Raw genomic sequence first — 13,162 nt, forward strand, 5'->3', positions numbered from 1 at the left:
AAAAGTGCGTTGTCTAACGCTTAAAGCGCTAGGTCGTACTCAATGATTAGCGGCGCGAATTCGGAGAAAGTCGCATCGTAATCAATCCACGCGTCGACCACGTGGCGGCGGAAGTTGGGGCCGACTAATTGATAGTCGATCCGCCAGCCTTCCTGCCGCTCACGAGGCACGTCTTGGTCAAGCTTTGGCCACCAGGTATATTCACCTGCATCGCGATTAATTTCGCGGAAGGTGTCAATAAAGCCGGTGGGGCCAAGCACCTGATCCATCCAGGCGCGCTCTTCCGGGCGGAAGCCCGAAGTGAGCTGGTTGTCGGACCAGTTAGCCAAATCAACGGTTTTATGGGCAATATGCCAAGTTCCGCAGAGGATGTATTCGCGGCGTTTGCGCGACATCTTCGTCAGGTACTCTTGATACTGCTCCATAAACGCCTGTTTGGCTTTTTGGTCACTTCCATCAGGCATCAGGAAGGAGACGATACTGAAGCGTTCATAATCCGCCTGCAGAAAACGTCCTTCATGATCACACTGAGGAAACCCTAGGCCATACATAATCGCCTTGGGGATTTTGCGGCAATAGAGTGCCACACCGGAGAAACCATCCTCTTCGGCATCCAGGAAATAGCCTTCATAGCCTTCCGGATAGAGAATGTGATCACCCAGTTCAAAACTTTTTGCCTTGATGTTCTGCACGCAGACCACGTCGACATCCTGCTGAGCCAGCCAGTCCAGGAAGCCACGATCGACGGCATCACGAATACCATTGACATTGATGCTGGCAATTTTCATAAATCGTCCCTTTTGCGTCGCTGCTGTATGATACCCGACGTTTAGACGTTTGGGTAAAGGCAGCAGCTAAAACTTGCCATTTACCCTACTTTTATTGTTGCTTTCGTGCCGATTTAAACCTAAGGAGCCTCTGATTAATGTAATGAGCGCAGGCCAGACAAGGCAAAAATCAACGAAAAAGCGGAGTTTACGGGGTGTAAATGAGCATTTTGAGGCGATTTTTAACGCCGTATGGCCAAGCGTAATAGTTAATCAGAGGCTTCCTACCGCCTAGTGAGGAATACCGTGGCCACCACTCTACAACCCTACCAGCGCGATTTCATTGCCTTTGCCATTGAGCAAGGCGTGCTTAAGTTTGGCGAGTTTACCCTGAAATCTGGTCGCGTTAGCCCCTACTTTTTCAACGCCGGGCTGTTTCAAACCGGGCGAGCGCTGGCCAAGCTTGGGCGCTTTTACGCCCAGGCGATTGTCGATAGCGATTTAAACGCCGATGTACTGTTTGGCCCAGCGTATAAGGGCATTCCCCTGGCCGCAGTCACGGCGGCGGCTTTGGCCGACCATCATGACCGGGATATGCCTTACTCCTTCAATCGCAAAGAGGCCAAGACTCACGGCGAAGGCGGCAACATCGTCGGTGCACCACTCGCGGGCGATATTTTGATCATTGATGATGTGATTACCGCAGGCACCGCGATTCGCGAAGTGATGACGTTAATTGAGCAGAACGGTGCCCGCGCCGCGGGCGTAATTATCGCCCTAGATCGCCAGGAGCGCGGTCAGGGCGAGCAGAGCGCCATTCAGGAAGTGCAGGCCCAGTACGGTATGCCGGTGGTCAGTATCGTCACCTTAGAGCAAGTGCTCACTTACCTTGAAGAGCATGCCGGTAGCGAAATGCTTGCCTATGCCGAAGCGATCAGGGCGTATCGTGATCGCTACGGCATTGCTAACTGATTAGACCGAACCTGCGCCAGCGAAACCTTGCTGGCGCCACGCCTCGTAACTCACAATAGCCACGGCGTTGGAGAGGTTCAGACTACGGTTATTGGGCTGCATGGGCAGGCGCAGTTTGTGCTCGGCAGGGAGCGCTTCATGCACCTGGGGTGAAAGCCCGGCAGTTTCCGAACCGAACAGCAGCACATCGCCGGGGGCAAAGTCGGCATCGCTGTAGCTGCGCGTACCCTTGGTGGTGATCGCCCAGATGCGCCGCCCCTGCATCGCCGCTTGAAAGGCGCTAAAATTGGCGTGGCGAGTGACGTTATCAAGATCACGATAATCCAGCCCGGCGCGGCGCAGCTTTTTCTCTTCCAGGTCAAAGCCCAGCGGCTCAATCAGGTGTAACCGGCAGCCATTATTGGCCACCAAGCGCATAATATTGCCCGTATTGGGCGCCATGCGCGGTTCAAAAAGCGCTACTTCAAACATCGCCACCTGCCTATTGTTCGCCCATTATGCTTTTACTAAGCGCCGCCGATTGTAATCGAAATCGCCTAGCAACTCTCGCAGAGGATCACTGACGCCATGACGCCTGCAACGCCAAAAAGCATTCTTAGCCGTATTAAAGGGCTAAACCCGCGCCAGCAGGAAGCGGTGCGTTATATCGATGGCCCCTGCCTGGTGCTGGCGGGCGCAGGCTCCGGCAAAACCAGCGTAATCACCACCAAAATTGCCTATTTAGTTCAAGAATGTGGGATGAGCGCGCGTAAGATCGCTGCGGTGACCTTCACCAATAAAGCCGCCCGGGAGATGAAAGAGCGAGTGGGCCAGATGCTACATGGCAAGGAGGGTCACGGGTTAACGGTCTCTACCTTCCATACCCTGGGGCTGAATATTATCCGCGGTGAGCTTAAAACCCTGGGCTATAAGCCAGGCTTTTCACTGTTCGACCCGGAAGACGCCAAAGCGCTGCTGCGCGATTTGATGAACAAAGACGCCCAGGTGGATGCCGAGCAGATCAACGCTGTGCAGAGCAAAATTTCCACCTGGAAGAATGACTTAGTATTGCCCAGCGACGCGCTCTCGTTTGCCGCCGATGACGATGAGCACTTTGCCGCCCGGGTGTATGAAGCCTATGTACGCCACTTAAAAGCCTACAATGCGGTGGATTTTGATGATCTGATTCTGCTCCCGGTGGTACTGCTACAGCGCGACCCTGAAGCGCTGGAGCGCTGGCGGCGCAAAATTCACTATATGCTGGTGGATGAGTACCAAGACACCAACGTCTCCCAGTACCTGCTGGTGAAACTGCTCATGGCAGAGCGCTCCACCTTTACCGTGGTAGGCGACGATGACCAATCGATTTATTCCTGGCGCGGCGCCCGGCCTGAAAACCTGATTACCCTGGGTGAAGATTTCCCGCGCCTGAAAGTGATCAAACTGGAGCAGAACTACCGCTCGACCGGTACGATTTTGCGCGCGGCAAATACGCTCATCGCCAATAACCCTCATATTTATGACAAAACGCTTTGGTCTGATATGGGCGACGGCGCGCCGATTCGGGTAATTGTGAATCGCCATGAAGAGGCGGAGTCCGAGCGGGTTGCCAGCGAAATGCTTACCCGGCGCATCAAGGAAAAAGCCGAGTGGCGCGACTTTGCGGTGCTGTATCGCGGTAACTTCCAGGCCCGTTTGTTGGAGCTTAAGCTGCAGCACTACCAGATTCCTTACAAGCTCTCCGGCGGCACGTCATTTTTCTCGCGCAACGAGATTAAAGACGCCATGGCCTACCTGCGCCTGTTGATTAACCCCGCTGACGATAACGCTTTTTTACGTATTGTGAACGTGCCGCGCCGTGAAGTGGGCCCTGGAACGGTAGAGAAACTCGCCAACTACGCTACAGAGCGCTCCATTTCGCTGTTCGCTGCCTGCCATGAGCTTGGGTTAGAGCAGGTATTGCCGACACGAGCTACGGAGCGCTTAAGCCGCTTTACCCATTTCATCGATGGTGTGCGTAAGCGTATGGATCAAGGTGATGCGATTGCCGCCATTCGCGACATGCTGCGGGATATGGATTACGAGGCCTGGCTATACCAAAACGCCAGCGCGCCCACCGTTGCTGAACGACGTATGGCCAATGTGTGGATTCTCATTGATCAGTTGGAAAAATCGCTTAACCGCGAACCGGAAGAGGATACTGACTCCACCGATACGGAAACCGATGGTGTGGAAGCAGCGATTTCACGCTTGGTGCTGCGCGATATTCTGGAGCAGCAGGCGGAAGAGGATGACTCCGATCGCGTTCAACTGCTCACTATGCACGCCTCAAAAGGCCTCGAGTTCCCCCACGTTTATTTAATGGGGCTTGAGGAAGATTTGCTACCCCACCGCAACGCCATTGAGGTTGGCACCGTAGAAGAGGAGAGGCGCTTGGCCTATGTGGGCATCACCCGGGCACGGCGCACGCTAACCTTGACGCTTGCGCGCCAGCGTAAAGCCTACGGTGAACTGATGGACTGCCAACCGAGCCGCTTTTTAGACGAGCTGCCTGGGGAGGATTTAGAGTGGGAAGGTCGTGCAGATAAAGAGGATCCCGAGAAAAAACAGGCCCGTGGCAAAGACGCCATTGCGGGGCTGCGTTCGCTGCTTGGATAATAACAAGGAAAAACAATCCACAGGGCGACGAAAAAACACCCTGTGGATAAGATAGATACGCTACTTAAGTGGCATGCTTACCAGCGATTACTCAACTTCAGCCACCATGTAATCGACAATCGCCATCACTTCTTCATCAGACAGATTTGGGTTACCGCCTTTGGCTGGCATTGCACCAATGCCGTTGATGGCGCTGGCGTAGAGCTCATCAGCACCTTTTTCTAAACGCGCTGCCCAAGCTTCAGAATCGCCCAGCATAGGCGAACCCGCTACACCGGATGCGTGGCACGCTACACAGCCAGAGCTTGCGTACAGCGCTTCACCGTCTAAGCCGCTACCACCGCTCGCTTCTTCTGATGCTGCCGCGTCTTCTTCACTCGCCGCGTCGTCGCTGGCTACCGCTGTTTCTTCAGTTGCTGTTTCTTCAGTTACTGCTTCATCTTCCGCAGCGGCGGTTTCTTCCACTGCACCTTCGTCAGCAGCCGCTTCTTCGCCACCGCCTAATTCAGGTACTTCCATGACCGGCTCAACCATGTAGGCAGTGGCTGCTTCCATCTCTTCATCAGAAAGGTTGGGATTGCCACCACGAGCGGGCATTGCGCCAATACCGTTAATCGAGTGCTCTAGCAACGTGGCAAAGCCTTGCTCAGTACGCTCGGCCCAGGCCGCTTCATCGCCACGGATAGGGGCACCCGCAGCACCGGATTCGTGGCAGGCGCTACACACATTGCCGTAAATGCCCTCTCCGTCGATATCACCGCCGCTGCTAGCGGCTGCCGCCGGTGCCGCCGCGGTGCCACAGTCTTGGCCTTGTAAACAGAGTTGCCCTACCGGCGCCAAACGCTCGGCAATCGCATCACGTGCGGCATCATCTTGGGCATAAACACTGGATGTGCCCGCCATGAAGCCGAGGGCCGCCAGCCCGCTCATGATCAGCTTAGCTTTCACTCTCACCACCTCTTGAGTATTGTCATCAAACGTTTGTTCTCAACCTCTGTCTTAACCGTTGCCTCAAACCCTATGCGCGGCAGCGCTAAAATCCACGATGCATCGCCGAGACGCCAAGACACGCTTATAGAACCAGTATAACGGCAACGCAAAGCACAAGAAAATGCTACTAAGCGCGCTTACGTGATCCATAGGTACTATCTACGCCTTATTTTGGCGCTTCGTCCTTCTCACCACCACCTTTCCACGCTAATAAACGTTGCTGTGCATAGCGCACAAAACCGGCCTGCTGGTAGAGCCGCTTAGCCGGTAAGTTAACCTCATCAACGCCCAGCACCATTTCCTGAACGCCGGCCTGTTGGGCAAGCTCCAGGGCTTTATTTAACAGCGAACGACCCAAGCCTCTGCCGCGCCAATCCGGTGTAAGTCCCATTAACATTAGCTCCCAGCGGCCAAGCGCCGGGCGCGGCGCAAGCAGTAACACGCCTACAACGGCACCTTGATAACCAACGGCGTACCAGTGCTGAGGCGCTTGGGGAACCTGCTGATAAAACCCAGCTAACAACTCTTTAACCGAGAGTACGTCGCGCAGAGGACGGCTATCCAGCGAATCCTGCCCTACTGCGGCCAATAGGCTCAGCTGATCCGCTTGAGAAAGCCCGCCAAATGGCTGCAGTGACAGCGGCACCGCTTCATTCATCGCTAAGCGGCGGTCACTGCTACCGGTTAAATACGCCAAGCAGACTAACCGCTGCATAGCGTGTTTAAGCAACAACCCTTCCGTGTCGGCGTCTTCGCAAGAAAGCTCCAGGTGACACAGGCGAATATTCTGCGTTTTCACCCACTGACGAGCCCTATCTAACAACAAATCGGCGGCCTCTCCCCCTGCTCTCGACACACCAGCTTTCGGTAACTCTGTCTTTGGTAACCCTGTCTTTGGTAACCCCGTCTTTGGCAGCCACAGCTGCGCCATGTTCATGGGCAGGCGTTGCACCCAGATAGCAGCCGTTAGCTGGCCCGCCTCAAGCGTTACCCATAGCCCTTCCCACTCGGCATCTGGCTGATTGTACATTGCCTTTACTGCAGCGCTCAGAGCGGCTTGAAGCTTAGGGTTATGGGCGGCAGCAAGCTGCAGCAGCGCCTCGCGTCGCTTATCGGGTGGGCAAGGCATTACCTTTGGGGTGCTTGAAGGATGCTGAGACGTCATGGCTGATCAATCAAATGTAGAGCTCCGAAGGAGTAATAAAGCGTGCTACGTTATTAGCCTACAATTTATAGCCTTATCCTGACTTCCTAAGCCTTTATACGCCACCCTTATCAGGGCTTATTTCATGTTTTCATGATGGCGATTATCTTGAAGAAATCGTCTTGAAGAAATCGTTTTGAAGGAATTGTTTTGAAGGAATCGTTCTGAAGGAGTAATCAACCCGCCATGCGTATATTGTTGGTAGAAGACGACCCAAGTTTAGCCTCGGGCATTCGCTTGGCGTTAAAGCCCGAGCACTTCACGGTGGATCACCTTAGCGATGGTATTACCGCTCTGGCTGCATTAAAGGAAGGCGAACCCTTTGACGTAGTCATTCTCGACCTGGGGCTGCCACGCATGGATGGCATGCAGGTACTCGAAGCCGTTCGGCGGCAAGGCAATCGCGTGCCTATTTTGGTGTTAACCGCCCGGGATGCTGTTGACGAACGCATCGCGGGGTTAGATGCGGGTGCCGATGATTATTTAACCAAGCCGTTTGAAGTCGCTGAATTAAAAGCCCGCCTCCGTGCCTTGTTGCGGCGTAGTAGTGATCAAGTCAACAGTGCCTTGGAGTGCAGAGGAATCCGCCTTGACCCTTTGACCATGCAGGTGAGTTATCAGGGGAAACTTGTGGCATTATCACGCCGCGAGCTCACCCTACTGCAAGAGTTTATGAGCCACCCTGGGCGAGTATTCACCCGCGATACGCTAACGCGCTTGGTTTATGGCTGGGATGAAGACGTAGAAAGCAATGCCATTGAAGTCCATGTGCACCACCTCCGGCGCAAATTTTTTCCTAACCTGATTCGCACGCTGCGCGGCATTGGTTACGTAATGGATAAAGCGGATAAGGATCAGCACCCATGACCTCTATTCGCCAACGCACACTTGGGCTAGCGCTGCTGGTGTTTGGCATTAGCATGCTGGTGATTGGCTTTATCAGTTATCGCTACGCTGCCCATGAAATTGAAGCGTTGTACGATGCCAGTCTTGAGCAAGACGCGCGTTTATTAGCAGGCCTACTGCAAGCCCCACTGCCGGATGAGACACGCGGCGCGCTGCTCAGTAGTCTAGAAAATGCCCTTGGGGGTACGGCGAGGTCTGATCGCCGCTTTGCGGGATACCGTGCGGATAGTCAGTTGGGCTTCCAACTCTGGGAAGAGGGCCACCTCCTGCTACGCTCGGCCAATGCCCCCGAACCACCTCTGGAGAGTCTCCCCTCAGGCTTCATTAGTCGCTCTATTGATGAGGTCGAATGGCGCATTTATGTACTTGAAGTCACCCATTCCACTCAGCGAATTGTCGTTAGCGAGCGTGAGGACGTTCGCGGCGATATCATAAGAGCGGTTGCACTACGCACATTGATGCCCGACCTCATTGGCCTGCCACTACTGACCGCTCTGCTGTGGTGGTCTATCGGTTGGGGATTAGCACCGCTATCACGCATGGCTGAGCAAATTCGCAGCCGTGATCCGCATAATTTGCAGCCCTTAACGCTTAGCCCCCTGCCTCATGAGTTAGACACTATCGCCGGAGCGCTTAATCGGCTGTTAAAGCGAATCCGCATAATGCGTGTGCGCGAAAAGCGCTTTATTGCCGATGCCGCCCATGAGCTACGCACGCCCTTAGCGGTTCTTGATCTACACGCTCAGAACGCCTTGACTGCCGATAACCTCGAAGATCGCCAAGAGGCACTCAACCACCTGCGCGGAGGCGTTGCACGAGCCACGCGTTTGGTCACCCAGCTATTAACGCTGGCTCGCCTGGAGCCTGAAGAGGAGTCCCTGCCCGAGTACCGTACTAGCCACTTGCTTAGTGAAGTGCGAGAAACCTTGGCCAAACTTTCGCCCCTGGCCGCTGAACGCGAGCAGCAGCTGTTGCTAAACGCGGATGAACAGGCGGATTGGTTAATGCTAGAAGAACCGGGCGCCATTGAAACTCTAGTACAGAATTTGGTCGGTAATGCCATCCAACACTCGCCTAATCAAAGTGAAATCAGCATCACACTAGCGATGACATCACAAGGCTTCCAGTTAATGGTGGATGACCAGGGCCCAGGCATACCGATCAATGAACGCAAAAAAGTGGTTGAGCGTTTTCAGCGTGCTGGCCCCAGCGCAGGATCAGGGTTAGGACTTTCCATTGTTGAGCGACTGGTCACGCGTCACGGCGGATCCCTACAACTTGATGACGCTCCTCGCGGGGGATTGCGCATACGTATTTCTCTGCAGCGCCCGAAAGAGGAATAACACTTTCTTTGTGTACTAAGCGGCGTTTTATGACTCTCTTAAGATTGCGATAAGAATTGCGTGCAACTGTGGAGATGCATGGTGAGCCAGATACCAACGGCTCGCCCTTTTCTCCACATGGAGGTTCCCCTGATGAACCAAGTCACCTTTTCACATAAACCCTTAATTCAACTGAGCTCAGCGCCACTACTCGCCATGCCAGCAGCGCGTCGGCTACTGCCTACCAGCCCTGCCATGACCGTGCTGACCGATTTTTCCCAAGTAGCGCCTCAATCGGTTGATGCCGATACCCCTATCGATGAGGCTCATCATAAGATGCGTTATAGCGGTGTAAGACTGCTATTCGTCATGGATCACCAAGCGCACTGTGTCGGCATTATTACCTCCAAAGAGATGATTGGCACCCGGCGTATTAATTTAGCCATGCAGCAGCGCAATCTCTCGCGTGAAGATATAACGGCGGAAATGATTATGACCCCGTGGCACAAGCTCAGCGCCATGCCCGTCGCCCAGCTGGCCTCGCTGACAATTGAGGACTTGGTGATGTCGATGGAAGCGTTCACCGAGCAACACCTGTTAATCACCGAGCAAAATGATCACCATGAACTTAGAATTCGCGGCATTATTTCGGCCAGCGATATACAGAGTGCAGTGGATAAAGAGATTAACCCAGTGCCCAGAGCGAAGAGCTTCGCGGAGATTTGCCAGGTCATTACCGGCCACGACCTATAACACTTCATCGCTGACCGTTTTAAGTTAATCGCCTTTAACTGCCGGATGCATAAAGCAAAACGCCCTTCACCGATTCCTCGGTGAAGGGCGTTTTAGGTTTTAACGCACCTAACGCTGTCTAGAATAAACCGGCGTTAATCCAAAGATGCGTCGCAATGCTGGCAGCATAGCCCAATAAAATGGCCGGCACCCAGCGCAGGTGAACGGCAAAGGTATAGATGCCGCGTGCCTGGCCCATAAGGGCGACACCCGCAGCGGAGCCCATGGAAAGCAAACTACCCCCGACACCGGCGGTAAGGGTAATCAACAGCCAGTTCCCCTCGCTCATATCCGGGGCCATAGAAAGCACCGCAAACATCACCGGGATGTTATCGACGACGGCCGAGATAAGCCCCAGTACCACGTTCGCCCACACCGGGTTCCAACTGCCGTAGAGCGTTTCGGAAAGCAGGCTGAGATAGCCCATAAAGCCAAGGCCACCTACGCACATGACTACCCCATAGAAGAACAGCAGTGTGTCCCACTCGGAGCGCGCGATACGGCTAAAAATATCAAAGGGAACGACGCTGCCAAGCTGCTCCAGCTTCTTCCAGTCACCCCGGCGGGAGTAGCGCTCGCGCTTGCGTTCAAGCGAACGTGGCAGGCTGCGGCGCAGGTAGTAGCCAAAGAACTGCAACAGGCCCAAACCAAACATCATGCCCATGGCAGGCGGTAAATAGAGAACTGAGTGACACAGTACCGAGATGGCCACGGTGATTAAAAACAGCACGATAATGCGCCGCGCGCCACGCTTGAGCCAGACGTTTTCCTTAAGCGAGGCAGGCTGACGGTTAACAATAAAGAAGTTCATGATGACCGCAGGCACCATGAAATTAACTATCGCGGGAAGCAGCAGCGCAAAGAAGCCTTCGAACGGTACTTGTCCTGCCTGCCACACCATCAGTGTGGTGATATCGCCAAACGGACTGAAGGCACCACCCGCGTTAGAGGCGACCACCACGTTCACGCAGCAAAGGCCGATAAACTTATTGTCACCTTCGGCCACTTTGAGTACCACAGCACACATCAGCATGGCGGTGGTCATATTGTTGGCGATCGCCGAAATACCGAAGGCCATCACACCGGTAATCCAGAATAGCGTGCGGTAGCTGAAACCTTTACGCACCAGCCAGGAACGCAGCGCATCAAATACCCGACGCTCCTCCATGGCGTTGATATAGGTCATCGCGACCAGCAAAAACAGCAGTAGTTCGGCGTACTCAAGCAGTGTTTCACGGAAGGCGGTTTCCGCCTCTTCCGGCATCCCCGCTTGTACATAAACCCAAGCCACTAGCCCCCAGATAAGCCCCGCAGCGACCAGTACCGGCTTAGACTTACGCATATGCAGTAGCTCTTCACTCATCACCAACGCGTAGGCGAGCACGAAGATCACGACAGAAGAGATACCGGCAAGCGAAAGAGTAAGATCAAGGGGCCCGGCGGCGGCATAAGAGAGGGAAGGAAAAACAAACAGACAGCAGGCGAGCAACAGCCAAGCGACCCGGCTGGCATATTGCCGGGTTACGAGGACGTTTGGTGGTTTCATAGCAATGTTATCCAATCAGAAGGGAGGGAAGACCGCCACGATCATAAGCACCCTAACCACATGCTGCAACGCAACGGTTGCGCATAAGATGCGACTTATCGCCGCATCTTGTAAAGCATTTTTATGGGTTTAACTAAAACGAAAGTCTGACGCCTCAATCACTCCACCGTGACACTTTTGGCTAGGTTGCGAGGTTGGTCGACATCGGTGCCTTTTAAGACCGCCACATGGTAACTCAACAGCTGTAACGGCAGGGTATACAGCAGCGGCGCCAGCGCTTCGTGGATGTGGGGCAGGGTCAGTACACGAATATCTTCCTGGGCGTCGATCCCCACACTCTCATCGGCAAACACAAACAGCTGGCCGCCGCGGGCGCGGACTTCCTGAAGGTTGGATTTAAGCTTTTCCAGCAGGTCATCGTTGGGGGCGACCGAAATCACTGGCATTTCGCTGTCCACCAGCGCCAGCGGGCCATGCTTTAACTCCCCGGCGGGGTAAGCCTCGGCATGGATATAGGAGATCTCTTTGAGCTTAAGTGCGCCTTCCAGGGCAATCGGGTAGTGGGCACCGCGCCCCAGAAACAGCGCGTGATGTTTTTCAGCAAACGCCTGGGAAAGCGCTTCAATTTGGCTATCCAGCGCCAGCACCTGCTGGCACACCTCGGGCAGCGAGCGCAGCGCAGCGATAATATCCGGGTATTCAGCCTGATCTTTGGCTTTACTCACCGAAAGCGTTAGCAGCATTAGCGCTACCAGCTGGGTGGTAAAGGCTTTGGTCGAGGCGACACCAATTTCAGGGCCTGCGCGGGTCATAAGGGTAATATCCGACTCACGCACCAGCGAACTACCCGGCACGTTACAGATCGCCAGCGAGCCTACATAGTTGAGGGTTTTAGCGAAGCGAAGCGCGGCCAGTGTATCGGCGGTCTCGCCGGATTGGGAGAGGCTGATAAACAGCGTACCTTCAGGCACCACCGGATGGCGGTAGCGATATTCAGAAGCAACCTCGACCTGCACCGGTACGCCTGCGTAACGCTCTAGCCAGTATCGCGCCACTAGCCCTGCATGATAGCTGGTGCCGCAGGCAATAATATGCACATGGCGAGTACGCTGGAAAAGCGCCTGGGCATCCGGGCCAAAACTTTCGACCAACACGCTTTGGGCGCTCAGCCGACCCTCTAATGCTGCCTCGATAACCGTTGGCTGCTCAAAGATTTCCTTAAGCATATAGTGACGGTATTCGCCCTTACTAGCCGCGCCATCGCCGTGCTCAAAGGTATGAATAGGACGCTTTACGTCGTTACCGTCGCGATCCACAATGCGAATGGTGCCCTGCTCGCGAAGCTCAACCAAATCGCCCTCTTCAAGGTAAATAAAGCGATCGGTCACCGGCAGTAGCGCCAGCGGGTCAGAAGCTAAAAAGGCTTCGTTAATACCTACACCGACTACCAGCGGGCTGCCTTGGCGAGCACCGACCACCACACCCGGCTCCTTGGCGCTCATCACACCCAACGCGTAAGCACCGCCTAAACCGTTTACGATCTGTTGGGTAGCAGCAAACAGGCTGAATCCATCTTTCAGCTTCTCAGCGAGTAAGTGAGCAATCACTTCAGTATCGGTTTCGGAGCTGAACGAGTAACCGTTACGCTGCAGGCTATCTTTTATGTGTTCGTAGTTCTCAATAATACCGTTATGAACAACGGCAATCTGATCACTGCTATGATGCGGATGGGCATTGGCCTCAGAGGGTTTACCGTGAGTGGCCCAGCGAGTGTGGGCAATCCCCGACAAACCCGGTAGTGCCGAGGCCTCCAGCTGTGCAGCCAGCGCCGCGACTTTACCAAGCGCCCGGTGGCGAGTTAATACGCCGTCACTGAACACTGTCATACCGGCCGAATCGTAGCCGCGATACTCCAGGCGCCTCAGTCCTTCTAATAAAATTTCTTGGACGTTGCGCTGGGCAACGGCGGCCACAATGCCACACATAGCTACTCTCCTAGGTTATTAACCAGAGCCCTTACAAAAGT

General features: G+C 54.4%; 11 protein-coding genes. 5 read left to right on the forward strand and 6 right to left on the reverse strand.

The annotated features are described in order from the left end of the window. Window positions 1-20: 20 nt before the first annotated feature. Window positions 21-788, reverse strand: coding sequence for an exodeoxyribonuclease III (locus A6R74_RS00235; RefSeq protein WP_007112246.1), 768 nt, complete (start codon window positions 786-788; stop codon window positions 21-23). Between the two features lie 285 nt (window positions 789-1,073). Here A6R74_RS00235 and pyrE point away from each other — a divergent pair, with 285 nt between their 5' ends. Continuing rightward, window positions 1,074-1,739 (forward strand): orotate phosphoribosyltransferase, encoded by a 666-nt coding sequence (gene pyrE, locus A6R74_RS00240; RefSeq protein ID WP_064232379.1) that lies wholly within the window; start codon window positions 1,074-1,076, stop codon window positions 1,737-1,739. Here the strand turns inward: pyrE and A6R74_RS00245 are convergent, their stop codons facing one another. Further along, window positions 1,740-2,210 (reverse strand): tRNA (cytidine(34)-2'-O)-methyltransferase, encoded by a 471-nt coding sequence (locus A6R74_RS00245; protein WP_064232380.1) that lies wholly within the window; start codon window positions 2,208-2,210, stop codon window positions 1,740-1,742. 96 nt (window positions 2,211-2,306) lie between these two features. Here A6R74_RS00245 and rep point away from each other — a divergent pair, with 96 nt between their 5' ends. Then, complete coding sequence (gene rep / locus A6R74_RS00250; RefSeq protein WP_064232381.1) at window positions 2,307-4,376, forward strand: DNA helicase Rep; 2,070 nt, start codon at window positions 2,307-2,309, stop codon at window positions 4,374-4,376. Between the two features lie 87 nt (window positions 4,377-4,463). On the opposite strand, the gene A6R74_RS00255 is transcribed toward rep, so the two are convergent. After that, window positions 4,464-5,324 (reverse strand): c-type cytochrome, encoded by an 861-nt coding sequence (locus A6R74_RS00255; protein WP_064232382.1) that lies wholly within the window; start codon window positions 5,322-5,324, stop codon window positions 4,464-4,466. 208 nt (window positions 5,325-5,532) lie between these two features. Then, window positions 5,533-6,531, reverse strand: a complete 999-nt coding sequence (locus A6R74_RS00260; protein WP_064232383.1) for a GNAT family N-acetyltransferase — start codon at window positions 6,529-6,531, stop codon at window positions 5,533-5,535. Window positions 6,532-6,756: 225 nt separating this feature from the next. Here A6R74_RS00260 and A6R74_RS00265 point away from each other — a divergent pair, with 225 nt between their 5' ends. The 3 genes from A6R74_RS00265 (at window position 6,757) to A6R74_RS00275 (ending at window position 9,551) form a co-directional block, all read left to right on the forward strand. Then, complete coding sequence (locus A6R74_RS00265) at window positions 6,757-7,437, forward strand: response regulator transcription factor (RefSeq protein ID WP_064232384.1); 681 nt, start codon at window positions 6,757-6,759, stop codon at window positions 7,435-7,437. Further along, window positions 7,434-8,819: an ATP-binding protein gene (locus tag A6R74_RS00270; RefSeq protein WP_064232385.1), complete on the forward strand. Its 1,386-nt coding sequence runs from the start codon at window positions 7,434-7,436 to the stop codon at window positions 8,817-8,819. Before A6R74_RS00265 ends, A6R74_RS00270 begins: the two co-directional genes overlap by 4 nt. A gap of 132 nt (window positions 8,820-8,951) precedes the next feature. Beyond that, window positions 8,952-9,551 carry a CBS domain-containing protein gene (locus A6R74_RS00275; RefSeq protein WP_064232386.1) on the forward strand — a complete coding sequence of 200 codons (600 nt, stop codon included), beginning with the start codon at window positions 8,952-8,954 and terminating at the stop codon, window positions 9,549-9,551. 118 nt (window positions 9,552-9,669) lie between these two features. On the opposite strand, the gene nhaD is transcribed toward A6R74_RS00275, so the two are convergent. Beyond that, window positions 9,670-11,136 carry a sodium:proton antiporter NhaD gene (nhaD, locus tag A6R74_RS00280; RefSeq protein ID WP_064232387.1) on the reverse strand — a complete coding sequence of 489 codons (1,467 nt, stop codon included), beginning with the start codon at window positions 11,134-11,136 and terminating at the stop codon, window positions 9,670-9,672. Between the two features lie 158 nt (window positions 11,137-11,294). Then, complete coding sequence (gene glmS, locus A6R74_RS00285; RefSeq protein ID WP_064232388.1) at window positions 11,295-13,121, reverse strand: glutamine--fructose-6-phosphate transaminase (isomerizing); 1,827 nt, start codon at window positions 13,119-13,121, stop codon at window positions 11,295-11,297. Window positions 13,122-13,162: the final 41 nt, after the last annotated feature.

The organism is Halomonas sp. ALS9 (assembly GCF_001651035.1).
Taxonomy (GTDB): domain Bacteria; phylum Pseudomonadota; class Gammaproteobacteria; order Pseudomonadales; family Halomonadaceae; genus Vreelandella.